The organism is Peribacillus sp. NPDC096622 (genome assembly GCF_044762665.1).
In the GTDB taxonomy this organism is placed as follows: Bacteria; Bacillota; Bacilli; order Bacillales; family DSM-1321; genus Peribacillus; species Peribacillus frigoritolerans_B.
In genome coordinates this window covers 1-24312 of sequence record NZ_JBIWES010000028.1, presented here as the reverse complement: position 1 = coordinate 24312, position 24312 = coordinate 1, and the positions used below count along the sequence as shown (strand labels likewise).

Genomic DNA, 24312 nt, shown 5'->3' with positions numbered 1-24312 from the left:
ATTATGGTGTGATTTTACAGGTGAGTCCTTTAAAATCTTGTAATATTTTCATATAAAGGGTAAAATTATTTATTTGAAGCGAGAATATCGAACCCCACATCATTTATTTTTACCATTTTCACATAAATAATTATACTAAAATAATTATTTTATGGAAATATAATGATTTATTAGAAATGATTAATAATAGACTTAGTTTAGATTAAAACGTAAAAAGTCATATGATCAAAAAAATGGTGGGTATTCTGTTAATTACTTGATTTATTATAGTATTATATGCCTGGGATTATAGAGAATATTAGATTTTTCCCTATTTCTTTGTCCCTTAATATAGTAAACTCAGAATAAGTTCGTTAACTTTTAGCTGCTAGAGACGAGGTAAGTTTAATCCTATGAAAAATAAAAAGTTAAGGGCATTTCTTTATTTGACCATTCTTTTATTGATTGTTTTCATTCTTCTAAATATGTTTTCAACATATTTAAGCATTAAAAATTCTGTGCAAAAATCCGTTGCAAATCAAAACTTGGTAGCTGCTAGATCTATTGCCGACTCGATGGATATAGAGGCGTATCAGCGATTTCTCAATAACCAAGTAAAGAGCCAGGATTATTGGGATATAAAAGCTTACTTAGAGGATGCCCGTGAAAAAATAGGAGCATTATACGTTTATACCATCTTGATTGATAATCCGGAAGTATCTAAGGCTATGATTACTGGATTTTCTAAGGATCATAAAGGGGATTTTCCTATCGGTGGTGTATGTACTGTTCCGTCGGAGCAGGTTAAACAGGCGTATGAAGGCAAAAGTTTCATTACCGGTATTCTGGAAGATCCGGAATATGGTGAGTATTTGACTGTGGGAGTGCCGATGAAAAATCAAGATGGCACCATTATTGGTTTTTTGGGCATTGATGTTAGCGCGGAAGATATTAATGCCATTAACGGCAAGGTATTGAAAAGCAGCATTGCCATTCTTGTTTATAATGGTGGATTTGTTATCATGCTGCTGGTTACCTTTTTTGTCATTCAAAAATGGTATCAAAAGGAACTGACACGTGAAGTGGGGGATACGGAAGATACATATCAATCGGAATTTCAATCGCTCATTGCTTCAGTCCGCTCATTAAGGCATGATTTTTCCAATCATATTCAGGTGATACATGGATTGCTTAAATTAGAGGAGAACGCAAAAGCACTCGAATATTTAACCGGTCTTTCAAAAGAAGTGCATTCGATTGAATCGATGAAATTGGATGTGATTCATCCGGGCTTATCTGTCCTGTTAGAGACTAAAAGGCTTTCGGCCCAGAATTATAACATCGATATTGAGATTGATGTTTCACAAGAATCCTTCAATCGGGTCAAAACAATCGATTTGATAAAATTATTATCAAATGTTATCGACAATGCGATTGAGGCAACAATTGAATTGCCGGAGCAAGAACGCCGGATGAATATTGCATGCAAAGCTGATGATGATAAGTATACGTTCATGGTCACGAACACTGGACCAATGATTTCGGAATTAGATCTGGAGAATATATTCGCCAGCGGTTTTTCAACCAAAAAGGCACAAAAGGGCAAAGTTCGCGGACAAGGGTTGTTCATCGTCAAAGACTTAGTGAAAAGATATGATGGAGAGATTCATGTACAATCCTCTGAAAAAGAAACGACCGTTACGATGATCATTCCCGTAAATGGAAAAATGGGCTAAATTGATCCAAAGGAAACACATTTGATAAGAAGGTATGATTCCTTGAAGGAATCATACCTTTTTTACGATTTTTCCCCATTGCCGCAATGGAGCTGTGAGCCTCGAATGTATTTTTTGTATTTTACAGCCTGACGATCTAAGAGATATGAAGATGACGATTATTACGGTTAAAAATTTGAATAAAAGTACCTTAATTGGACATAATGGGTAGATGTTTAGCTGCTCTCAACGAGATTATGATAAGATAGGGAAAAAATCATTTAAGGCAGTGAGATTGTGAAACAACAAAAAGGAAAACTTCTCGTTATCATTGGACCGACTGCTGTTGGGAAGACAAAGATGAGCATTGAGATGGCAAAGTTATTTAATGGTGAAATCATTAGCGGAGACTCCATGCAGGTTTATAAAGGGATGGATATTGGGACTGCAAAAATCAAGAGGGAAGAAACGGAAGGAATTCCTCATTATTTACTTGATATTAAAGATCCTGTTGAACCATTTAGTGCGGCAGAGTTCCAGGAGCGAGCTAATGCTTGTATCGAGGATATCCAAAGCAGAGGTAAACTTCCCATTATCGTCGGTGGAACAGGATTATACATACAATCAGTCATCTATGATTATCATTTTTCGGAGGCGCCATCCGACCCTGTTTATAGGGAGGGACTCGAAAAACAGGTAAGGGAGTCAGGAATCGATCCTGTTTTTGAACAATTACGAAGTGTTGACCCGGAAAGTGCGAATCGGATTCATCCTAATAATATAAGAAGGGTGATCAGGGCACTTGAGATTTTTCATTGTACCGGTAAAACGATGAGTGAGCAGTTGAATGAACAGCCTACAGAATTGAAATATGATACGTGCATCATTGGATTGACAATGGAACGTGAAAAGTTATATCAACGGATCGATCAACGTGTTGATGTCATGGTAGAAGAAGGGCTGATTCAAGAGGTGGAGTCATTTCATGAAAAAGGTTTGAGGGATTGCCAATCGATCCAGGCTATAGGCTATAAAGAAATCTATGATTATTTTGATGGAAGGGCTTCATTGGATGAAGCGGTTGAGACATTAAAGCAAAACTCCCGTCGTTATGCGAAAAGGCAATTGACCTGGTTTCGGAATAAAATGAATGTATTTTGGTTTGATATGACCGATCTCGAGGGTTTTCCGAAAAAAATACATGAAATATCTGGATTTATAGCAGGAAAGCTTTTCAGTGAAGGCGAATACATAAATTTAGAGAGAAAAGAGGAGGACTAATTCATGAAACAATCAGTAAATATTCAAGATCAGTTTCTTAATCAATTACGTAAAGATGGTACGTATGTGACGGTATTTTTATTAAACGGGTTCCAGATTAGAGGACAAGTGAAAGGGTTCGATAATTTTACCGTTTTATTTGAATCGGAGGGCAAACAGCAACTAGTCTATAAACATGCGATTTCTACATTTGCTCCACAACGTAATGTTCAGATTGATTACGAAGTGAAGGAATAATCATATATATGAATGTGAAAAACAGGTTTAGCTTATGGCGACCTGTTTTTTTGCATGCACTTCTCTGTTCTTTTTCAAAGAATCGATAATTTTACGTACCTGATTTGAATATATATCAAGGGACGGATTATTTTCCGGGAAACCGCAGGAAATGACATTACCCCTAATAAATTGGTGAACGGGTATGGAATTTGTCGTAATAAATCCTCCTAATGAAAAAATCCTGTCAGAATAAGTCGCTTTTCAGGAAGGGAATGGGGCTTAATCACGAAAAGATTAACGCGAATTTTCCGATGGGATAATTTTGGCTAAGCAGCAATGCCATGACCATCATAAATCGAAAATTGTGGTGTTAGAGTCAGGGTCCAAGATGGAGAGGTGAATGAATTGGAACAACCGATCCGTATGAAAAATAACGGGCAAATCAATATTGTGTTTAATGCGGAAAACAGAAAAGCGCTGCAAAAGGATCTGCCGATAAAAGAAATTTTGGTGCAGGAAATCCCCCACCAGCATGTGGCATTGAAAGAGATTGAAGATGAACTGAAATCGCTGGTCGGAATGGAAGAAATGAAGCGGATGATAAAAGAGATATATGCCTGGATTTACATCAATAAACAACGTGAGGCAAAGGGGCTGAAGACTGGCCGGCAAGCGCTGCATATGATGTTCAAAGGGAATCCGGGAACAGGGAAAACAACGGTTGCACGTTTAATCGGTAAGTTGTTTCAAAAAATGAATGTACTTTCTAAAGGGCATTTAATTGAAGCGGAGAGGGCAGATTTAGTCGGGGAATACATTGGTCATACTGCCCAAAAAACAAGGGATTTAATTAAGAAGGCCATTGGCGGAATCTTATTTATTGATGAAGCTTATTCCTTGGGAAGAGGCGGCGAAAAGGATTTTGGAAAAGAAGCCATAGATACCCTTGTCAAGCATATGGAGGATCGGCAGCACGAATTCATTTTGATCCTTGCGGGATATTCGAGGGAAATGGATTATTTCCTCAGTCTTAATCCTGGCCTTCATTCCAGGTTCCCGCTTGTTATTGATTTTCCGGATTATACGATTGAACAGCTAATGGAAATAGCCGATCGGATGTTGCAGGAAAAGGAGTATCTAATGAATCGGGATGCCGAAAGGAAATTAAGAGAACATTTAATCATATTACGTTCATTCCGGGGACCTATTTCATTTTCTAACGGTCGTTATATCCGCAATATACTTGAAAAGTCAATTAGGGCGCAGGCAATGCGGCTTTTACTGGAAGATTCATTTGAAAAATCCGATTTACTCACGCTTACCAGCCAAGATTTGATTTTCGAGGATGATGAGAAAGAATGACATGGAAAAGCCCACCAAGATGGCGGGCTTTTCAAATTTATGTTTTAGGCACCCATTTTTTATTAGGCAGATGCCAATTATTGGTGTAAGAAAGGACTCGCAATATCGTGATGACGGCAAAGAGCGAATATAGCTGCCATGACTGGGATAATACACCACTGCCTAAAGCCAAGCCTGCAATGATGGCCCAAACTACGTAGATTTCTTTTCTGAAGACCAATGGCTTTCTTCCGGCTAGTACGTCACGGAGTATCCCGCCGCCGCATCCGGTTAATGCAGCTGATACAATGATGGCGCTTATTGGATGATTTAGTTCCACGGCATACATCGCCCCTTGGATGGCAAAGGCTGAAAGGCCAATGGCATCACTGAGATTTCCCCATCTGTCCCAGTGCTTTGATAGGTTTGTAGGAAAAATAAAAACGATGGTGATGGATACTAAAGCAATGACAAAATAGAAACTTTGATCCCATAAAGCTGAAACGGGGACACCAATCAACAGATTGCGGATTGCCCCGCCGCCAAAGGCGGTTATGATTCCTAAAATATAAACTCCTAAAATATCATACTCTTCTTCCATGGCGATGATGGTCCCGCTAATAGCGAATGCAATCGTACCGATTAAGCTTAATACTTCCCATGTCATATGAATGTCCCTCTATGTCTTTTCGATTTTGATGGTAAAGCCAAATTTGATTTTAGCATGTTATCGGAATTTTTAAAACGGTTAAAAGCTTCGTTTTGAGGAAATTTTTATATATTGAATTTTTTTGTTATGATTAACTGAAATCTACCAGAAGGTGGTGCCTTTGATTTGGAAGAAGCGATAAAGGAAACGGCTGTTTTAATTGGGTGTCAAACAACTGAGACTAGTGAACGTTTTGAATATTCACTCGATGAACTGGCTTCATTGGCGAAGACGGCGAATGCTGAGGTTTTAATGACCATCTCCCAGAAAAGGGAAAGCGTAGATCCGGCTACATATATAGGAAAAGGAAAAGTGGAAGAACTCAGGAATCTGGAGGAGGAGCTGGAGCCGGATTTATTTATCTTTAATGATGAACTATCCCCGAGCCAGATTCGGAACCTTTCGAAACAATTGGAGGCAAGGATCATAGACCGGACACAGCTAATATTGGATATATTTGCACAGCGGGCTCGATCCAGAGAAGGAAAGCTGCAGGTTGAACTTGCTCAGCTCCAATATTTATTGCCGCGTTTGGTTGGACAGGGAACGGCAATGTCCAGGCTAGGAGGAGGAATCGGCACCAGGGGACCAGGGGAGACGAAGCTGGAAAGCGACCGCCGCCACATCCGTGGAAAAATAGATGAAATCAAGCAACAATTAAGTGGAATAGTGAAGCATCGTGAACGCTATCGTGATAGAAGGAAACGTAATAAGACCTTTCAAATAGCACTTGTGGGATACACGAATGCAGGTAAATCCACACTGTTCAACCGTTTGACGGAGGCTGATTCATATGAAGAGAACCAATTATTCGCTACGCTGGATCCCATGACAAGAAAGGCGATCCTTCCTAGCGGATTTACCGTGCTGCTGACGGATACGGTTGGATTCATACAAGATTTGCCGACATCTTTAATCGCTGCATTCCGCTCTACCTTGGAAGAAGTGAAAGAAGCGGATCTGCTGTTACATGTGGTCGATTCCTCAAGTACAGATTACTTTAATCATCAGAAAACAGTGCAGGATTTGTTAAATGACTTAGATGTGCCTTCCATTCCACAGCTAACGTTGTATAATAAAAAGGACAAGATTCACGCTGATTTTGTCAGGTCAGCCAGTCGTGCTTCATTAATGATCAGTGCCTATGAAGAATCGGACCTGAATCAAATCATGGAAGAAATTGAAAAGTACGTGATTGAAGAAATGGTCCCGTATCATGTTTTCCTGCCGTCGAGTGAGGGTAAACTATTATCACAGCTGAAAAATGAAACCATATTGCGCACTCTCTCCTTTAACGAAGAATTGGAAAGGTATGAATGCAAAGGTTTTTGTCTAGCTGATCATCCAATAACCGGGCAGCTGGAGAAATATTCATTATAAAGGGGAATTTTGATGTATCAGCAGTTAACAAATGGAGAAGTGTTGAAAAACATTGCACAGGAAGTGGAAGCAATGATTTCTCCGTTACATAAGCAAGTGGACGAACGAATCGAACAAAATCAATTTCGCGTATTACAGAGTTATCAATCACATAAAGTGAGTGATTCCCATTTCATCCCGACTACAGGGTATGGATACGATGATATGGGCCGCGATACGCTGGAATTGATATATGCAGATGTTTTTGGCGCGGAAGCTGGATTGGTGCGCCCCCAAATCATTTCAGGCACACACGCCATCTCCACCGCTCTTTTCGGTATATTGCGCCCAGGGGATGAATTGTTATACATAACTGGAAAGCCGTATGATACTTTGGAAGAGATTGTCGGTATCCGGGGATCGGGTATCGGATCTTTGCGTGATTTTCAAATCGGCTATAAGGCCGTTCCGTTAGCGGAAACCGGAACCGTTGATTTCGAAGCCGTCAAACAAGCCATTCAACCAAACACGAAGATGATCGGTATACAACGGTCAAAAGGGTATGCGACACGCCCTTCCTTTACGATAAATGAAATAAAGGAAATGATTTCATTTGTTAAAGAGATTAACCCGGAAATCGTCGTGTTCGTGGACAATTGTTATGGAGAGTTTGTTGAGACACAAGAACCATGTCATGTCGGAGCGGATTTAATGGCTGGTTCACTCATTAAAAATCCTGGTGGCGGGATAGTGAAAACCGGTGGATACATTGTTGGTAAAAAAGATCTGGTTGAAGCTTGCTCTTATCGATTAACATCGCCAGGAATAGGGGCTGAAGCAGGTGCATCGCTTTATAGTCTGCAGGAAATGTACCAAGGGTTCTTCCTTGCACCGCATGTCGTGGGCCAAGCTGTCAAAGGAGCGGTATTCACAGCTGCCTTTTTAGAAAAACTCGGTATGAATACATCTCCTAAATGGGATGCGAAGCGAACTGATTTGATTCAATCCGTCCAATTTGATGACCGGGATAAGATGGTTGCGTTCTGTCAGGCCATCCAATATGCATCACCAATCAATTCACATGTAACACCATATCCTGCCTATATGCCAGGATATGAAGACGATGTAATCATGGCTGCGGGCACCTTTATACAGGGGGCCAGCATTGAACTGACGGCAGATGGTCCGACAAGGGCTCCATATGTTGCCTACGTTCAAGGCGGATTGACATACGCACATGTTAAAGTAGCTGTACTGACTGCTGTGAATGCGCTAATGGACAAAAAGCTGATTCAATTGTAAATGAAATTAAGTTAGGTAGGTAATGGGAATCCAGATACAATTGGATTCCTGAAAAAAGCAATAGTCATAATATTTGAGTAGTAGCAAATCATTTAATTTTTCTGAAAAAAAGACGTCATAAAATGTAACATCATATTGACAAGTTTAATAACATGATATATGCTTATTTTAAGATAAACAAAAGGAGGATGCTAAGAATGAGCGGCAACAACATTCGGCGTTCGATGCCTCTTTTTTCCATCGGAATCGTCATGCAGCTAACTGAGTTGTCTGCACGCCAAATTCGGTATTACGAAGAGCATCAACTTATTACTCCTATGAGAACAGATGGAAATCGTCGGGTTTTTTCATTAAACGATATCGATCGACTGCTTGAGATTAAAGACTTAATCGAACAAGGAGTCAATCTGGCCGGCATCAAAAAGATTTTCACTGTAAAGGAAGAGAATTTACCTAAAACTCAAGATTTAGAACAAGCGGAAAAGATAAGACAGGACCTTAGTGACGAGGAGCTTCGCAAGCTTCTGCGTGCCGAGCTTTTACAAGGCAGCAAGCATCGAACATCTCTTCGACAAGGGGATATGTCCCGTTTTTTCCAATAAAAAATATGATTTATGAATGATTATTAGGGGGAATAGAAATTGGCAAAGTTCACACGTGAAGACATCACTCGTTTAGCGAAAGAAGAAAATGTTAAGTACATTCGTTTACAATTTACTGACATTTTAGGGACAATTAAAAACGTTGAAATCCCAGTCAGTCAATTAGAAAAAGCACTTGATAATAAAATGATGTTTGACGGATCTTCCATTGAAGGCTTCGTTCGTATCGAAGAGTCTGATATGTACCTATATCCTGATTTAAACACATGGGTTATCTTCCCTTGGACTTCTGAAAAAGGTAAAGTCGCACGTCTAATCTGTGATATTTACAATACGGATGGAACACCTTTTGATGGAGATCCACGTGCAAACCTAAAACGTGTTCTTGCGGAAGCAAGAGAAATGGGCTTCACGGATTTCAATCTTGGACCTGAGCCTGAATTCTTCCTATTCAAACTGGATGCAGCAGGCGAGCCAACTCTAGAATTGAACGATAAAGGCGGATACTTTGACCTTGCACCTACTGACCTAGGAGAAAACTGCCGTCGTGATATCGTTCTTGAGCTTGAAGAAATGGGATTTGAAATCGAAGCATCCCACCATGAAGTAGCTCCAGGGCAACATGAAATTGACTTTAAATATGCAGATGCAATTTCAGCTTGTGATAACATCCAAACATTTAAATTGGTTGTTAAAACGATTGCCCGTAAACATGGTTTACACGCAACATTCATGCCAAAACCATTGTTCGGTGTTAATGGATCTGGAATGCACTGTAATGTTTCACTATTCAAAGGCAACGAAAACGCATTTTATGATAAAGAAGGTAAATTGGAATTAAGTAAAACAGCTGAGCAATTTATCGCAGGTATCATTAAGCATGCTCCAAGCTTCACTGCGGTAACAAACCCAACTGTTAACTCATACAAACGTCTAGTTCCTGGTTACGAAGCTCCTTGCTATGTTGCATGGTCTGCTAAAAACCGTAGCCCACTAATCCGTATCCCAGCTTCACGCGGAGTAAGTACTCGCGTAGAGGTACGTAGTGTCGATCCAGCAGCAAACCCATACTTGGCGCTTGCAGTTCTACTAAAAGCTGGTCTTGACGGAATCAAGAACGACTTGACTCCTCCAGCTCCAGTTGACCGCAACATCTATGTAATGAATAAAGAAGAACGTGAAGAAGTAGGTATCGTTGATCTACCAGCTACTTTATATGCTGCATTGGAAACATTAAAATCTGATGAAGTAATCAAAGAAGCATTAGGTGAACATTTACTTGAGCACTTCATCGAAGCAAAAGAAATCGAGTGGGATATGTTTAGAACTCAAGTTCACCCATGGGAACGCGAACAATATATGTCAATGTATTAATCTTTAAAACCCTTGGCACCTCTGGTGTCAGGGGGTTTTTATTTCGGGCATTCTTTCATAAAATCTTAGGAAGTTATCAACTGTCCGAAAAATGCCCGAAAAAATTTGTAAAGAATTTAAGATATAAGGAGATGAATCAAATGGGAAGGGATTTTTCATAATTACTTTAATTGTTATCGTGTAACTTTTTATTTAATTGGTTTTGATAGTTATATTTACTCCTATTAAAGTCAGTGCCCAGATATTACCCCGCCTATTATTGCCCCCCAAACAATACTTAAAGCGACGACAGACATAAGCCAATATATTAGAATAAGGTAGACCACACATACAAATGTCTATACAAATCTATCAATTTTATAACTTAGAAAAAGCACTAACCTTGGAGGTCAGTGCTTTTTCATTTGTGTTGGCTCTCCATTCAATTTTATCCATACCAATATCCTGAATAAACAGTACCGCTTATTGTTGAATAAGATGAATTAGTATAAAAAGTTACCTTCATTCTAGTTTTCGCATTCTTTTTCAATACATTTGTAAATGCTTTTTCATATAACAGCATCATTGGTCTCACGCTTACAAAGATGAAGAATTATTCAACTAACAGGTGCTTTACTACATTACCAGAAGCTAATCAACAGCTCCTTTTTCTAATGCAACCAACGGGGTAGTTTAGTTCATTAAGAAATTTCACAGTCCTAATTTATCTATATTTCCTGTGTTTATTTTGGCAAGTCATTCACTTCATATGCAACCCGGATTCCGGATTCAATCGCCCCTTGCATCCAAGCGTGGGTAAGCGAAGTGTGTTCACCGGCAAAGTGCACCCTTCCTTCAGGTTTAGGGATATAAGGATGTAACTCGGTTTCCTGACCCGGTTCAAAAGCAGTGAAAGCTCCAGAAGTATATTCATTATCGACCCAACTTAAGGAAGTTCCTGATACAAACTCAGAATAGACTTGGTCTCCGAAAATTTCAGCTAAGTTCTTTAAAGCATATTGAATGCGATCTTCGTTTGATAGACCGTTCCATATTAAAGCCTCATCCGCCCATGTATAGCTTGCCAAAACAACAGCAGGTCCCTTTGTACCAATCCCTTGACTTGGGTAATAAGTAAATCGAATCGGAAGGTCAGTTATGGATTTACCACCATATTGATGGTGTCTTTCCCAAAACCTGCTTTTAAACTCGATACCGATTTTTGTTGCGCTCATATAGTTCAGTTCACGAATCGCTCTCCGTTTATAATAGGAAAAAGAATGGTATGGTTCAACTTTCACAAATCGTAACACTGTAAAGGGGAGAGTTATGATGGCAAGATCACCAGTTATGGTGGAATCCTCTAAGGTGTGCTGATGGGTGGAATGGATGGTTACTCTGTTGTTATGTTGGACAATTTTCGTCATCCTTTGATTGAACATAAGAACTTCTTTTAATTGCGGGAGAAATGCCCGTGGCAGCAGATCCATACCACCGGTTATCTCATAGAAACGATTTGCTCTGAAGGACGACTCTTCTCGCAAGACTTCAATAAATGACATCCCCATATATGCTTCTAAGTCAAGGAGTACACCGATCATATCAACCGCGCCATCTGAAAAAGTCGTTCCATATTGATAATGGTAAGAGTTTAAGAAAGTACCTAGTGAGTAGTTTTTAAATTCTTTTTCTACGAGATGCCAATTTCTCGTAGGGTCTTGTTTAATAAAATCAAGAATTGGCTGTGTAGCTAATTTCACCAGATCCTCTGCGCTTTTACCTCTTTCATTTGGGGCAACGGGAAAGTTTAGAATACCAGGAGAACGTTCAAAAATGTTAAGACGTGTTTTGATTCCATTGAGATAAAGAATATCCATTGGAGTTCGGTTAATAAACAGGTTTAGGGTTAGCCCGAATTTTTTAATATACTCTAAGGTCAAAAAATGAACATCAGGAATACGCATTGGGCCTGGGTTAAAATAAAGCCCATTACTAAAGGGGGAGCGTATGGTAAAGGCACGTCCGCCTACCCTGTTATTTGCTTCAAGTATTGTGATGTTGTGCCCGGCCTCCTGCAATAGAGAAGCCGCAACCAGTCCTGCCAGTCCTGCGCCAACAATAGTGATATGTTTGGGAACTTGGGACTTTTTAAGACCATTTCTAATAATGCTAATCATTTGTTGAGTAGTTAATTGATAATTTATGTTAATGGGCATCTCTTCCCTCCAGTGAAATAGATTTATTACATTGTATTCACTTGTATAGAGGTCTATGTGTTCTTACTATTTTCGGATAAATAAAGTAAAGATAAATTCTACTTTTGTAGCTGGGGTACAAATGAAAATATTAAATAAAGAGACCCCTCCATTTCAGTGAGTGATAGGAAAAACCTCCACAACACTTACACAGGTATACTTTTTACGTAGAAGTGCCTGAAGGATTTAGCGTTGAAGTTCTGTGTTAAACAAGTTACTTGGAGATAGATATTAAACTAACAGGCGCTTTACCTCAATAAAAGGGGGGGCTGCGGGAACCTTTTTCTTACGGAACTAACGGAGCAGGATAGTTGTATAAGGAATTGGATTATTACGGTATAATCTTTAGGTTGTTGTCTTCAATACTCAATGTTAGGGTGGATAATTTAATCGTTCGAAATTTACATTTAACTTTTAGGAGGACATACCTTTGTTTAATTTTGTCACTGTAGGGCTCCTTGTTATAGGAATCCTTGCTGCTTGTGTCAATGAACTATAATAATGAATTAGTAGATGTAGATACTCCTCAACAAAACGAGGTTCAAGATTCCACCCAACAGAACACAGAGCTTTCTTACGATGCACCAAGGTATCATATGACGGGCGGTTGGACAAATGGTGAATATTACATAATGATTAATGGTAGCAGCGACATCGAAGGATCTGCTAAGTATATACTGCAAAAAATTCCGAAAAAGGGAAAAGAGAAAGTCATAAAGCATTTACAGTTAACCGAATCAACCGGAAATAAACTAACTGCAAAGCCTCCAGGGGCGGTGAGGAGAATGTACATTTATGGTAAAATATGGAGTGATGTACAACTCCTTTATTTCACAATGCCTTCACGAAATCCTCATGTCCTGAAATCACTCCATTTAACTTTGACCTCACAATCAAGGGTGATGAAATCCTGCGAATAAGTGAGCATTCGAAAGATATTTGTATCAAACTGAGGGAGTTGAAGAAGGTATTTATTGATCAGCTAAAGAATAGTATTCGGTAAAGGTTGATTTTAAGGGGTAAACAAACTTAATATCAGGAGGGAAAAATGGTTGATTATAGTTATGAGAAACAATTTCTGAAAAAACTCAGGACTTTTACTTATATCACGATAGCATTAATTTTTTTAATGATATTTATATTCATTTGCATTTTTCTTTTGTATTTTTCTATGTCAAGCATTTTAGACGTTGTGTATTTTACACCAAAAATAGCAATTTTCTCATTCTTGATTTCTAGTGTATTTTCTGTTTTAGCCATAAAAAATCTCTTTGGTAAGATATTGTTATTATTAAACATCTTTCTAATGCTATTTATGATTTTTTATGGACCATAAATAGATACAAGAAGACTAAATTAGGGTGTAAGCTGTCGTTTAGACAGCCTTTACTTATGCAACTATCAGGGCAGTTTAGTTGCAGAAAAAATGCTAAAATATGTATAGCTAAATTAAACTTTGGGACGTGATTAAAACGGATAAATTTTAAAAAAATTTTCTCTGGTTTTAGTAACGGTTAGTTTAAGACAGGGGTGTCCGAGGTGACAGTTATTAATGGAAGGAGGCGTTTAATTTAAATAAAATTAAAAAAATGGGTATTTGTACGTCTATCGTATTAGTAATTTTACTTGGTGTTACTTTTTTTGAATACATATTTTTAAGATTACTCGGATTACAATATAATCAATTGGTGCTTTAGTATTTTTCTTTGTTATGTAGGTATTTCTTGAAATACCTCTCTCGCTCATTACAAATGCGATACCAAAGGCTTTAAAATCCTTCGGTATTATTCAATCAACTAAGGGTTGGTTATTATTTTTTTAAAAATGCGGGTCTCACTTTTGCGTTAATTGAATTACTCGTTACCTTCTTGGATAATATCTCCATTACTTGGCAAGGTTCACTCATATTTGCATTGATTTCTGTACTTATCGGTTTGAAATTAAAAGAGAAAGATGATGGCGACCAAAGATTGATAGTGAAGAATTCAAGACAATAGAAAATAGATTTAATTCCAAAAAGTAAACTATCGAACGCACGTTAGTTTAACAAGAATGGGGAAACCCTAATTGATTAGGAGTGAGGTTAGATGATTGCCATTGTTATGCAAGTAATTTTAGCAGTTTTTATTTTAGTCGGAGGATTCATAAAACTTTTACGTATCCCGTTTCAGGTTGAACATTGGCAGCATTATCAATATCCATTATGGTTCATGTCTGTAATTGGATTTATTGAACTTATTGGAGCAATAGGAATGATTGGAGGTATCTGGAATAGATACTTGGCTGTTGGATCAGGTGTATTGTTTGTACTTATCATGATAGGAGCCCTACATGCTCATATTTTTCGAGCGCATCAATCTATTGTAATGATTGTTCCTGCAATGATCTGTTTAATATTATCTATCATGGTGATTATCAAGAACTTAACGTTGGTATAAATTTGTTCACAATTTTGGAGAGTTTAATAAAACTTATAATTTTACTTCTCTATTTATGTTAATCCCCTACTGAATCAGTCTTTGAGGGACTTTGCGAATGTTCTTGTGAACTAACGGGTGCGTTAGCTGAAAATCAGAGCTGTCTTTAAGGCGAGAGAGGAGCTTCAATAAGTGCTTAAAAATAGAAAAGTAATCGTAACAGGCGCGGCTTCTGGAATAGGTAAAGAAATTGTCAAACAATGCTTATATGAGGGGGCTTCAGTAATTGCATGCGATATTAATGAACATTCCTTATATGATTTAAAACGGTCAATGGATGACCGCTACGTTCTACATACATATCAGTTAGATGTAAGTAACCATGAAGAGGTCATTAAATTTTTTGTATATGTTGAAGCAGAACAAGCTGATGTAGATGGTTTAGTTAATAATGCGGGGATTTATTTGGCGAAAAATATATTGGATTATCAAGTAGATGAAATTGATAAAGTCCTAGATATAAATGTTAAGGGGTATATTTATCTCTCACAAATGTTCGGTAAAAAATTGTTCCAAAGCCAACGTAAGGGAGTTATCGTTAATATGTCTTCAGTGTCAGGAATGGAGGGCAGTTCAGATGCAATTTATGGGTTATCAAAGGCTGCCATATTAGGTTTAACTAAAAGCTGTGCAATGAATTTCTCACCATATATCCGAGTTAATGCTGTTGCTTCTACGATGGTTAATACTCCCATGATGGGTACGATACCTGATTGGAGAAAAGAGGAGTATTTATGTCACCAACTCATCAATACGCCTGTCCTGCCTGAAGATGTGGCTGATACTGTTGTCTTCTTATTATCAGATAGAGCCAAGCATTATACAGGCGCAACATTCGATATTAATAATGGAGGATATCTAAGGTAGTTCTGCTTCTTGTTAAACAATAGGTACGTTTGTTTAGATAGGGGTTGCTGCGGCAATCCTTTTTCTTATGGCACTAACGGAGCAGATTGTTGATTAAGCATTAGGGAGAGTTATAAGGTGAAATTAAAACTTTTAAGGGGGAAGACAGTGAGAAACTACTAAGAGGAACAACCATACTACAATAAATTGTAGAGTAAGAAGTCTAGTGGCGTTTTCTAGTAATACTCGGAAGTGTAAGCGCTTTCTGTTATAATAACAATGGGTTGGCATGTGTGGCTGTCATAGTATCTGGCGTAGGCGGGGCCAATACCGGAAGAGGACTTAGTGAAAATATCCTTTTTTATCTGAATAAAATCTTACATAAACTATAAAAGACGATAACCCCCTTGGCACTCAAGGGGGTTATTTTTCTGGTTATTCAGCAGTGAATGTAAATGTTTCTTTTAAAGGTCTGCCTTCCATTCCCTTTTGAGTCCAAATAATTTCCACTTCGAATTCCGTAGCTTTTTCAGCCAAAAGGAAATTGCTAAATCGATAAGGATACCCATCATTCAATTGTTTTGCTAAAGCAATCGCCTGTTCATCAGTATCTAGTTTTCTACAAGGATGATCAGGAGGACAACCAAAAAGTGCAAACTTCGTCGTAGAATTAGGTTCATTTCTATACATGTAAATTTCCGCAGATAATACATCCTTACCAATATTATCAACCTCTAAAGAGTAAGTATGATATTCTCCCTTTTTAGATTCTGCTAACACCATACCTTTTTCAGCTTGGCCTACTTGAACCGACCATTGTTTCGATGTTTGTTTGGTTGGCAATTCACCAAAGGTTAAAGCTTTTGCCTCTAGAGTTGGTGCGACTATGTTCAAAAGAAATAATGTGCATATAGCAAGTATCGTTTTCTTAACCATGACTACCTCCTTGTTTTAGTTACAGTTACTTTGCCCAAAATGGAATGGACTATGTTTTGAACTAAGAGGTGCTTTATTTAATAAGGAAGGTTGCTGCGGCAACCTTGTTTCTTACGGAACTAAAGGGGCAGCATTCCTGTAATGAATGAAAATGAGTTTTGAGCACATCTTTCTTATTAAATTAAACAAAACCAGCTAAGTTTGTGATTTAATACACTTAAACTAACGGGTGCTTTAGCTGAAGATTGGATCTGTCTTTAAGGAAGCTTTTCTTATGGAACTAAAGGGGAAGGTTAGTTTCAAATATTTAAAGTTAACGATACTTCACCTCTAAGATGTATTCGTCTCGATTTGCTTTCTCAATATTGCACCTAACAGAACAATAGTATATTGTTCTGTTAGGTGCAATGGTTCATCAACTTAAACCATTAAACTGATTACTGGAGGTATTTAACTAAATGAATAAACAGGACCAACTAAATATTATCAAAGAGGATTTTATTAATTGTCAAAAAGTACTATTGGCAATTGGTGATGAAACACGTCAATCGATCTTGTTAGTTCTAATGGGGACGGATTGTCTAACAGGATTACGTGTTGGTGAAATCACTAAACAAACACATCTTTCTCGACCTGCTGTGTCCCATCATCTTAAGGTTTTACGAGATGCCGGTGTTATTTTAATGCGTAAAGAAGGGACAAAAAACTTTTATTATATTAATGTACGTACAGAATTAGGTTTATTAAGAACGCTTGTGTTGGATATTGATAAGTTCATGCAGAACTTTTATTGAAAAGATGGAATATAAACACATATTAGTTGGAGGTATAGGTATGAGAGCAATGGTTATTGATTGGTATGGGAAAGTTCCAATGCATTTGGTAGAAATACCCACACCTGAAATTGGTGAAAATGAGGTACTCGCAGAAATTCATGCAGCTAGTATTAATCCTGTTGATTTTAAGATACGCGATGGGAAAGTGAAATTGTTAGTTAAATATAAAATGCCTCTTATCTTAGGAAATGACTTTTCTGGTGTCGTTGCAAGGGTTGGCGCAAAAGTGACTCGTTTTAAAGTTGGTGACGAAATATATGCACGTCCACGTAAGAGTAAAATCGGTACTTTTGCTGAATATATCGCTATTCATGAAGATGACATCGCCTTAAAACCTAAAAATTTAAGCTTTGAAGAAGCGGCATCGATCCCACTGGTTGGGTTAACCTCCTATCAAGCCCTAACTGACATTTTGCAATTACAAAAGGGACAAAAGATTTTAATTCAAGCTGGGGCTGGTGGTGTCGGTACCTTTGCTATTCAACTGGCCAAATTAATGGGTGCCACTGTTGCAACGACTGCCAGTGAAGCTGGTGCGAATTTAGTAAAATCTCTTGGTGCAGATGAAATTATCAATTACAAGACAGAAAAATTTGAAGAGATACTGAAAAACTATGATGCCGTATTTGATACACTTGGGGGTGAGATACTCGAAAAATCATTCGAAGTGATAAAAAACGGAGGGAAAATTGTTTCCGTTTCGGGATTACCGAATGCTCGTTTTGGTAAAGAATATGGTTCCGGATTTTTTAAAACGTTGTTGTTTTCTGCAGCAAGTTATAAACTTACTATGCTTGAAAAAAAGCATAATGTTCAATATACGTTTTTGTTTATGAAGCCGAGTGGAGAGCAATTACGTATAATCGCAAACTTTATTGAGACTCGTAAAATTACACCTATAATTGATAGAGTTTTTCCTTTTGAAGATGCTCAAGAAGCGATGGAATATGCGGAGTCAGGAAGGGCGAAAGGGAAAATAATATTAAAAATCAGATAGTTGTCAAACGAAGTAAAAAATATTTCCCAACTTTCCTTTTAATCAGTCTTTTTTCAGTATGGAGTCTTTTGTATGGATGTTAAATAATAGGGTAAAGGTAACTTTTCAATCATCTTTATTCTAAAGCTACAAATGATCTTCAACGAACAGGCGCTTTAAAGAAGTAACCAAAGCCTAAATTCACACTTATAACACCGGGAATTTAGGCTTTATGTATTGTGGCTTCATTAACGTTGTAAATCCTTTCCTGACGCTACCCCTTAATGAACTCCCTCAGTTTAATAGATAATGCTCACGAATACTCATAGAGGATAAAACTAAAATGAAATACGAACCTATATTATTATTTATTTGAAGTAAAGGAGGATAAGATGAATACATATTGTAAGAGTGCATTGAATCAAATTAAAGTAGCTGTAACGACAATTATTGAGATGATAGAAAAATTAGAAGAAAACGACTTACAAAAAAGACCTACACCCAATAAGCATTCCATAGGAGAGCTGTTAGAACACATTGCTATTATTGGTGAAGCTGATTCGCTTATATCGGACGGGGCATCCCAAGATATGATGAATAAATTTTATTCAAGTGTTTCATATAAAAGCCTAAATGAGATGAAAGGAGCGTTGATAAAAAATCATCAATTTTTAGAAGATAAATTTATGAATTTTACAGAAGTCGAACTTCAAGAGAAAATTACTTCTTATTGGGGTGTTACTTACTCACGATATGAATGGTTGTTAGAGATTGTTGCTCACGTTTATCATCACAGAGGACAATTACACTCTATGCTTGTTCATTGTTATGGGAAAGACCCAAAAGTTCCATTATTTGAATAGAATTTACTAATCAACTAACGGGTGGTTTCGTATTATAAGGTCGACCAGTAAAAAAAATTACTGGTTGACCTTTTTTTAATAGAATCTATTATATCAGTAGCCAGGGTAGGACGTACGGGTGCGTGGGACTTGATCCCGTGAACTAAACTGTCCGCCCCCTACTTGTAGAAACATGTTTGAGGCTGGTTGGGACGTAGATCTCGTATAACAAGCGAAGCTATGACACTGCATGGAGGACTAGGGGTACTGGTTAGTAAGTAGAGGAGGGGAAAACAATGAATCCAGTTGTTGGTCTGGATGTGGCAAAAGGAGAGAGTCAAGTTCAGGCATTTTTAGATCAATCAAAACCGTATGGAAAGAGCTTCTCAATAAAGCATACTAGAGAGGAATTAGATTATTTTATTGGATTTCTAAAAGAAATCGAAGAGGTGACAGGGCAGATGCCTATGGTCATTTTAGAATCTACAGGGCATTACCATACTCCCGTTATTCAATTCTTGGAGGAACAAGGAGTTCTATATATCTTACTAAATCCGATTATTTCTTATCAGGCAAAGAAGTCCGGTTTACGAAAGGTAAAAACAGACGCAATCGATGCGTACCAGTTGTGTGTGCTGTATTACAAAGAGGATTTTGAATCTCATAAAATTAGAGGAATTCAGCTTTTAGACCTTCGGAATTTGTCCAGACAACAGGAAATCGTAACGAATATGTATGTGGAAGCTAAACTTCAGTTTCACACCATTTTAGATCAACTGTTTCCCGAATACCGAAAGGTTTTTGGCGATTTATTCTCAAAGGTTTCATTATTGATGTTAAAGGAATACCCTACTTCAGAGGCCGTAATAAAAGCCGGGGAAAGTAAACTAGCAGAGAGTGTAATGGAGTTCTGTCCTAGCCGATCGGGTCAATGGGCGTGGGGAAAAGCCAAAAAAATAATGGACTCCGCATCTCGAAATCCATTTCAAAAAAACGTGTATGAAAGTCACGTAATCAATCTACGTATGTATATTGAGTTGCTTTTTCATTACCAGGGACACCTCACTGAGTTGGAAGATCGTATAGTGGCCCTGGCAAATGAACTGGAAGAATATAAGATCATCCAATCGATTCCCGGTATCGGAGAAAAAATCGCAGCCACGATTATCTCTGAAATTGGTGAAATCGATCGGTTTAATCACCCGAAAAAACTAGTTGCCTTCGCTGGAGTAGATCCAAGTGTTCACTCATCAGGTAAGTTTACGGCAACCATTAATCGTATTACTAAAAGGGGTTCGAGCAGCCTACGTCATTCTCTGTATCTTGCCGTACTGTGCGGCATAAGAAGTTCAAGGAACAAAAAGCTTAAAGCATTCTATGATAAGAAAAAATCAGAAGGAAAACCTGCCAAAGTTTCAATCGTTGCCTGTATGAATAAGTTGCTTCATTGGATTTATGCTTTATTAAGCAGAAAAGAAACGTTCCTAGATTTAGCCTAATTAACGGTTTTGTGAAACAAAGAAAAATCCTTCCAAAAGGATTTTGGAGGGTTATTTGGCATGGCCAAAAATAGTATATCATAAGGGAAATGAAAATTTTAGAGAAAGATATTGACATCCTATTAGCTGGTTTAGTTTATTAAGGAAGACAAAAAAGATCAGCGTTTTTATAAAAGAATAATCCAATTTAATAGTAGTATAAGGGCATGTTTTGATAATCTTTTTTCAAAACATGCCCTTTCTATTTATTTATTAAAGTTTTTTGTTTAGGTACTCTAAATAATCCTAGTGCTTTTCTAGTTCCATTAGATTAAGATGGATTAGTTAGTATTTACTATATGAGAGAAAATGGGGAAAAATTGTTATGAGAAATTATTTTATTTTAGCAGCAAGTGTTATCTCAATTGGATTGCTTGGTGCATGTATGCAAGAAGAAAAAGCAGTAGATAAAAAGGCTCCAGTCGAAGAAAGTGCACATGCTGAGGAACCGACAGATGTTGAAGAGCTCTTTTCAGAAGAAGTAAACGAAACTAAATCTCTTTATACGGTGGACAGTTATATGAAGTCAGTCGAAGAAAACCTTGATGCAAAATCGGAAACATTAATCAGTAATATAAAGGAGTTACATAAATACACCATTTACTCTAAAGTGGAATTATTGGATTTTGTAGCATTTGTAGAAGATCCTTCCGAGTTTAACTTATCCATTACTATGTTCTCAATGGATAGACAAGCTAATGAAGTCTTTAACGAGAGTAAGGATTCTTCTATCTTTGCAGGTAGTCTGGGTATGATTGAAAATGTAAGATACACCCACCTTTTAGGTAATCAAACAGATGACTTTTGGGATTTCTACGAAAAAAATGAAGAGGAACTTAACCTTGCAGAAAAACAAGCGTTTGCTACTTGGGTCGCAGATTGCTGGAAAAAAGCAGATGGACAAGCAATCACATTGCCAGCCTACTTTTCTCTACACGATGATTATGAATCCTTTGATTTAAAGAAAAATCAGTGGGTTACAGATGATGAGAAATGGTCTTATTGATACATTAACGGAGGGGCCTTTATCCACATTGTTCCTCATATGAGTAAAGACCTTCAATTGAAGGTCTTTTTTGTTAGTACATTGGTTACATAGTAAACCTGCAATAAATTAATATACTATTCTTGTTCAAAATATCATAAATCATTTAATCAGTATTCAAGTTAAAAAATCTTTAACGGGAGGCTAGATAGTCCTGAAGCACAATCAACAAATTACTCACTCGGATGTCTGGTTCTTACGACTCGTTTTAACTTCCTTTATTTTCATTTTACTTTCTTTTTCTCAATCCCTATACTGATTTAAAGGGAGGAGGAAATAGTTTGATTTTTTTATTCTTTATGTTGATAATTCTCGTTTATTTTATATATAGGGCGAATAAAAATACACATGAGGCAATCGTTAACACTGTAGCTCCCGTTTCTGCAAATGTGACTACCCCCAACTGTTCTAATCTACGCGTTCTTCAATTATCAGATTTGCATTTAGAAAACTTATCGATTTCTCCAGAAAAACTATATAATCAATTAAAGAAAGAGAATTTTGATTTGATTGCTTTAACAGGCGACTATTTAGATCGAACGAAAAGTATTCCTAAAATAATTCCTTATCTAGAAGTAATACAACAACTCAATCCAAAATATGGCATATATGCGGTCTTCGGAAATCATGATTATATTTTAAGAGAGGACAGTTTTGGACGTTTAAAGGAATTATTTGAACGATATGATATCAAAACAATGCAAAATCAGAATGATACGATAATTGTGGAAGGAAACTTAATTTATATTATCGGAATTGATGATTACCATACAAAAAGGAGCAATCTAAGCTTAGCATATAATGGCTTGATAGAAAAAGGTTATCGACTTGTTTTAACTCATGATCCCAACCTTGTTCTACAAATGGAAAAGTTCCACTTTGATTATCTACTTGCCGGACATTTTCATGGCGGTCAAATTTGTTGGCCGAAACCGTACCACTTAAGAAAGTTCGGGAAACTTGTTCGTCTCAACTTAATTAAGGGGCTTATTCATTACCAAGGGAAACTTTTCTATATAAATGAGGGACTTGGACAAACCTTGTTTAATATTCGTATAGGGAGCAGACCGGAAATTACAATTCATGAACTAACAATTCCTAATCTTTAAAACAAGTACAGAGGAAAATTTAGTTTGATTCTAAAAGTAAAAAACAATTAAAATTTCCCTTAGTGTTTTTTCGGAAATTCCTTCACCTTCACCTCTTTGAGGTGAAGGTATTATTATATTTTCTACTATTGCTTGGAATATGATATATACATGTTGCCCAAAATTTGAAAAGATTATTTTTAGATTATGTTATTGGTCCAAAAATAGAAAGCCCAATTTGGAACAAAATAAGCAATAATCACCTAGATATCAGTCAACTAAAGCCAAGCTTAAGACTATTGGGAATTATATTCCGGTATGAAGCGTCTACAAGTATACATATTAGAAATGCTTACAAGCATCTATCAACGGGTGAAATTGGTTAAGTTTCAAAAATCATCGTTAGTACCCATTTATTATCAGGAAGTCCTGTAGATATTCCACGATTATAGAAGGAAAGCCATTTTTACATTTGGCTTTTTTGCATAATTTCGAATGAAGAAAGGAAATTTAATTAAGAAATCTTAGCGAAAGTTGGTGTAGGGCATATTTTAACCGAATTTTTCCCGCAATTATATCATAACTTAGTACGTCCTAAGTGGTTTACTGAAAAGTATATACATCTTTATTTACAAAAGGAATTTGAATTTAATGATAAAACTGTCTTAGATTTCGGTTCCGGTACAGGGGTAAACTGCACTTTATTTTCTTCTGAACGTTATATGGGTGTAGAGCCTGACGAAAAAAGAGTTATGTATTCGAAAAAGCTATATTCAAATTATGAATTCAAAGTTTTAGAAGAATATTCTCTGCCAGTTGAAAATGAAAGTATTGATTATATTCTCATTATTTCCGTGTTACATCACATCTCTTGTGCTGACATAAAAACCTATACGGAAGAATTTAAGCGAGTATTAAAACCAAATGGGAGAGTCATTGCAATTGAGCCTTGCATGTACCAACATAAACCTTTTTGTAACTTCTTTATGAACTGGTTAGATCAAGGACGTTTTATCAGAGATGAGAAAGGATATATAGATATTTTTCATAAGAACGGTTATAAATGCGATGTTTTAAAGCGTTTTAGAAAATGTTTTGTATACAACGAACTTTTTTTTTCGGCCTGCTTAAAAGAAGCTGTCCCATCGCCATAAACTAAGGTGAAATTGGTTTCTCCATAACCCCCAAAAGTTATTCTTTTTGTAGAAATATACTGGAAGGGACTCTTTTCTCAGGAACTTCGAAACACCTTCTTCATCGTCTTTTTAAGAATTAGCTAAAGAGTAAATGTCTGCTGGACCCCCTATAGGGGGTTCAGCAGAAAAATATGGATTTTTACAAACGATAAGCATTTGATACAGATCTTATGAGACATTATGAATTCTAATTTAAAGGGTTTGATTATGTACCAATAGGTTTTACTCTATTAAGATTGTGAAGGTTTCTACTTAAACTAACGGTTCGTTAGCTGAAGAGCGGAGCTGTCTTTAAGGCAGCTTTTTCCTATGGAACTTTATCGGGGCAGCATTCCTGTTAGAAGGATGTTCGGGGTCTTGAAAGAAAAAGAGCCCTCTTGTATGATGCATGAGTGTCAACGACCATTGACCCAGCAT

22 protein-coding genes are annotated in these 24312 nt (G+C 37.2%); 18 read left to right on the top strand and 4 right to left on the bottom strand.

What is annotated here, in order from left to right; translation table 11 throughout:
* Nucleotides 1-392: 392 nt before the first annotated feature.
* From ACIQYG_RS25205 to spoVK, 4 genes are all read left to right on the top strand, one after another.
* The gene (locus tag ACIQYG_RS25205) at nucleotides 393-1715 is read left to right on the top strand and encodes a sensor histidine kinase (RefSeq protein ID WP_402843866.1); all 1323 of its coding nucleotides are present in this window, start codon (nucleotides 393-395) and stop codon (nucleotides 1713-1715) included.
* 339 nt (nucleotides 1716-2054) lie between these two features.
* Entirely contained in the window at nucleotides 2055-2975 is a 921-nt protein-coding gene (miaA, locus tag ACIQYG_RS25200) for a tRNA (adenosine(37)-N6)-dimethylallyltransferase MiaA (RefSeq protein WP_402843883.1), read from the top strand.
* A 3-nt stretch (nucleotides 2976-2978) separates the two neighbouring features.
* Nucleotides 2979-3212, top strand: coding sequence for an RNA chaperone Hfq (gene hfq / locus ACIQYG_RS25195; protein ID WP_034313436.1), 234 nt, complete (start codon nucleotides 2979-2981; stop codon nucleotides 3210-3212).
* 387 nt (nucleotides 3213-3599) lie between these two features.
* A complete protein-coding gene (gene spoVK, locus ACIQYG_RS25190) occupies nucleotides 3600-4556 on the top strand; it encodes a stage V sporulation protein K (RefSeq protein ID WP_402843863.1) in 957 nt (318 codons plus the stop codon).
* A gap of 37 nt (nucleotides 4557-4593) precedes the next feature.
* Here the strand turns inward: spoVK and ACIQYG_RS25185 are convergent, their stop codons facing one another.
* Nucleotides 4594-5202, bottom strand: a complete 609-nt coding sequence (locus tag ACIQYG_RS25185) for a trimeric intracellular cation channel family protein (RefSeq protein ID WP_402843860.1) — start codon at nucleotides 5200-5202, stop codon at nucleotides 4594-4596.
* Nucleotides 5203-5370: 168 nt separating this feature from the next.
* Here ACIQYG_RS25185 and hflX point away from each other — a divergent pair, with 168 nt between their 5' ends.
* The 4 genes from hflX to glnA all read left to right on the top strand — a co-directional run bounded on the left by hflX (nucleotide 5371) and on the right by glnA (nucleotide 9881).
* The gene (hflX, locus tag ACIQYG_RS25180; RefSeq protein ID WP_402843857.1) at nucleotides 5371-6624 is read left to right on the top strand and encodes a GTPase HflX; all 1254 of its coding nucleotides are present in this window, start codon (nucleotides 5371-5373) and stop codon (nucleotides 6622-6624) included.
* Nucleotides 6625-6636: 12 nt separating this feature from the next.
* The gene (locus tag ACIQYG_RS25175) at nucleotides 6637-7905 is read left to right on the top strand and encodes a methionine gamma-lyase family protein (RefSeq protein ID WP_402843855.1); all 1269 of its coding nucleotides are present in this window, start codon (nucleotides 6637-6639) and stop codon (nucleotides 7903-7905) included.
* A 197-nt stretch (nucleotides 7906-8102) separates the two neighbouring features.
* Nucleotides 8103-8507 (top strand): MerR family transcriptional regulator, encoded by a 405-nt coding sequence (locus ACIQYG_RS25170; RefSeq protein WP_402843852.1) that lies wholly within the window; start codon nucleotides 8103-8105, stop codon nucleotides 8505-8507.
* 39 nt (nucleotides 8508-8546) lie between these two features.
* Nucleotides 8547-9881 (top strand): type I glutamate--ammonia ligase, encoded by a 1335-nt coding sequence (gene glnA, locus ACIQYG_RS25165; protein ID WP_053534438.1) that lies wholly within the window; start codon nucleotides 8547-8549, stop codon nucleotides 9879-9881.
* Nucleotides 9882-10603: 722 nt separating this feature from the next.
* Here the strand turns inward: glnA and ACIQYG_RS25160 are convergent.
* Nucleotides 10604-12076 (bottom strand): flavin monoamine oxidase family protein, encoded by a 1473-nt coding sequence (locus ACIQYG_RS25160; RefSeq protein ID WP_402843849.1) that lies wholly within the window; start codon nucleotides 12074-12076, stop codon nucleotides 10604-10606.
* 521 nt (nucleotides 12077-12597) lie between these two features.
* On the opposite strand from ACIQYG_RS25160, the gene ACIQYG_RS25155 reads away from it, so the two are divergent.
* A complete protein-coding gene (locus ACIQYG_RS25155; protein WP_402843847.1) occupies nucleotides 12598-13035 on the top strand; it encodes a hypothetical protein in 438 nt (145 codons plus the stop codon).
* A gap of 181 nt (nucleotides 13036-13216) precedes the next feature.
* Here ACIQYG_RS25155 and ACIQYG_RS25150 read toward each other — a convergent pair whose 3' ends face one another.
* On the bottom strand, nucleotides 13217-13375 hold the full coding sequence (locus tag ACIQYG_RS25150; RefSeq protein WP_402843845.1) for a hypothetical protein: 159 nt from the start codon (nucleotides 13373-13375) through the stop codon (nucleotides 13217-13219).
* An 827-nt stretch (nucleotides 13376-14202) separates the two neighbouring features.
* Here ACIQYG_RS25150 and ACIQYG_RS25145 point away from each other — a divergent pair.
* Both ACIQYG_RS25145 and ACIQYG_RS25140 read left to right on the top strand, forming a co-directional pair.
* Nucleotides 14203-14553 carry a DoxX family protein gene (locus ACIQYG_RS25145; protein WP_402843843.1) on the top strand — a complete coding sequence of 117 codons (351 nt, stop codon included), beginning with the start codon at nucleotides 14203-14205 and terminating at the stop codon, nucleotides 14551-14553.
* 171 nt (nucleotides 14554-14724) lie between these two features.
* Nucleotides 14725-15459: an SDR family NAD(P)-dependent oxidoreductase gene (locus ACIQYG_RS25140; RefSeq protein WP_402843841.1), complete on the top strand. Its 735-nt coding sequence runs from the start codon at nucleotides 14725-14727 to the stop codon at nucleotides 15457-15459.
* A 414-nt stretch (nucleotides 15460-15873) separates the two neighbouring features.
* On the opposite strand, the gene ACIQYG_RS25135 is transcribed toward ACIQYG_RS25140, so the two are convergent.
* Entirely contained in the window at nucleotides 15874-16374 is a 501-nt protein-coding gene (locus ACIQYG_RS25135; protein ID WP_402843839.1) for a hypothetical protein, read from the bottom strand.
* Between the two features lie 458 nt (nucleotides 16375-16832).
* Here ACIQYG_RS25135 and ACIQYG_RS25130 point away from each other — a divergent pair, with 458 nt between their 5' ends.
* The 7 genes from ACIQYG_RS25130 to ACIQYG_RS25100 all read left to right on the top strand — a co-directional run bounded on the left by ACIQYG_RS25130 (nucleotide 16833) and on the right by ACIQYG_RS25100 (nucleotide 23853).
* A complete protein-coding gene (locus tag ACIQYG_RS25130; RefSeq protein WP_402843836.1) occupies nucleotides 16833-17168 on the top strand; it encodes an ArsR/SmtB family transcription factor in 336 nt (111 codons plus the stop codon).
* A 40-nt stretch (nucleotides 17169-17208) separates the two neighbouring features.
* Nucleotides 17209-18207, top strand: coding sequence for an NADP-dependent oxidoreductase (locus ACIQYG_RS25125; protein ID WP_402843833.1), 999 nt, complete (start codon nucleotides 17209-17211; stop codon nucleotides 18205-18207).
* 371 nt (nucleotides 18208-18578) lie between these two features.
* The gene (locus tag ACIQYG_RS25120) at nucleotides 18579-19049 is read left to right on the top strand and encodes a DinB family protein (protein WP_402843830.1); all 471 of its coding nucleotides are present in this window, start codon (nucleotides 18579-18581) and stop codon (nucleotides 19047-19049) included.
* Nucleotides 19050-19324: 275 nt separating this feature from the next.
* A complete protein-coding gene (locus tag ACIQYG_RS25115) occupies nucleotides 19325-20527 on the top strand; it encodes an IS110 family RNA-guided transposase (protein WP_402843827.1) in 1203 nt (400 codons plus the stop codon).
* 364 nt (nucleotides 20528-20891) lie between these two features.
* Nucleotides 20892-21572, top strand: a complete 681-nt coding sequence (locus ACIQYG_RS25110; RefSeq protein ID WP_402843825.1) for a hypothetical protein — start codon at nucleotides 20892-20894, stop codon at nucleotides 21570-21572.
* A 320-nt stretch (nucleotides 21573-21892) separates the two neighbouring features.
* Nucleotides 21893-22720, top strand: a complete 828-nt coding sequence (locus tag ACIQYG_RS25105) for a metallophosphoesterase (protein WP_402843822.1) — start codon at nucleotides 21893-21895, stop codon at nucleotides 22718-22720.
* Between the two features lie 500 nt (nucleotides 22721-23220).
* Nucleotides 23221-23853, top strand: coding sequence for a class I SAM-dependent methyltransferase (locus tag ACIQYG_RS25100; protein WP_402843880.1), 633 nt, complete (start codon nucleotides 23221-23223; stop codon nucleotides 23851-23853).
* Nucleotides 23854-24312 lie beyond the last annotated feature (459 nt).

What these genes read in the sequence shown, in the direction of transcription:
- ACIQYG_RS25205 (WP_402843866.1), top strand. Translation starts at nt 393, where the DNA reads ATGAAAAATAAAAAGTTAAGGGCATTTCTTTATTTGACCATTCTTTTA.
- miaA (WP_402843883.1), top strand. Translation starts at nt 2,055, where the DNA reads ATGAGCATTGAGATGGCAAAGTTATTTAATGGTGAAATCATTAGCGGA.
- hfq (WP_034313436.1), top strand. Translation starts at nt 2,979, where the DNA reads ATGAAACAATCAGTAAATATTCAAGATCAGTTTCTTAATCAATTACGT.
- ACIQYG_RS25185 (WP_402843860.1), bottom strand. Translation starts at nt 5,202, where the DNA reads ATGACATGGGAAGTATTAAGCTTAATCGGTACGATTGCATTCGCTATT.
- ACIQYG_RS25175 (WP_402843855.1), top strand. Translation starts at nt 6,637, where the DNA reads ATGTATCAGCAGTTAACAAATGGAGAAGTGTTGAAAAACATTGCACAG.
- ACIQYG_RS25170 (WP_402843852.1), top strand. Translation starts at nt 8,103, where the DNA reads ATGAGCGGCAACAACATTCGGCGTTCGATGCCTCTTTTTTCCATCGGA.
- ACIQYG_RS25160 (WP_402843849.1), bottom strand. Translation starts at nt 12,076, where the DNA reads ATGCCCATTAACATAAATTATCAATTAACTACTCAACAAATGATTAGC.
- ACIQYG_RS25150 (WP_402843845.1), bottom strand. Translation starts at nt 13,375, where the DNA reads ATGGCTAAAACAGAAAATACACTAGAAATCAAGAATGAGAAAATTGCT.
- ACIQYG_RS25145 (WP_402843843.1), top strand. Translation starts at nt 14,203, where the DNA reads ATGATTGCCATTGTTATGCAAGTAATTTTAGCAGTTTTTATTTTAGTC.
- ACIQYG_RS25135 (WP_402843839.1), bottom strand. Translation starts at nt 16,374, where the DNA reads ATGGTTAAGAAAACGATACTTGCTATATGCACATTATTTCTTTTGAAC.
- ACIQYG_RS25130 (WP_402843836.1), top strand. Translation starts at nt 16,833, where the DNA reads ATGAATAAACAGGACCAACTAAATATTATCAAAGAGGATTTTATTAAT.
- ACIQYG_RS25125 (WP_402843833.1), top strand. Translation starts at nt 17,209, where the DNA reads ATGAGAGCAATGGTTATTGATTGGTATGGGAAAGTTCCAATGCATTTG.
- ACIQYG_RS25120 (WP_402843830.1), top strand. Translation starts at nt 18,579, where the DNA reads ATGAATACATATTGTAAGAGTGCATTGAATCAAATTAAAGTAGCTGTA.
- ACIQYG_RS25115 (WP_402843827.1), top strand. Translation starts at nt 19,325, where the DNA reads ATGAATCCAGTTGTTGGTCTGGATGTGGCAAAAGGAGAGAGTCAAGTT.
- ACIQYG_RS25110 (WP_402843825.1), top strand. Translation starts at nt 20,892, where the DNA reads ATGAGAAATTATTTTATTTTAGCAGCAAGTGTTATCTCAATTGGATTG.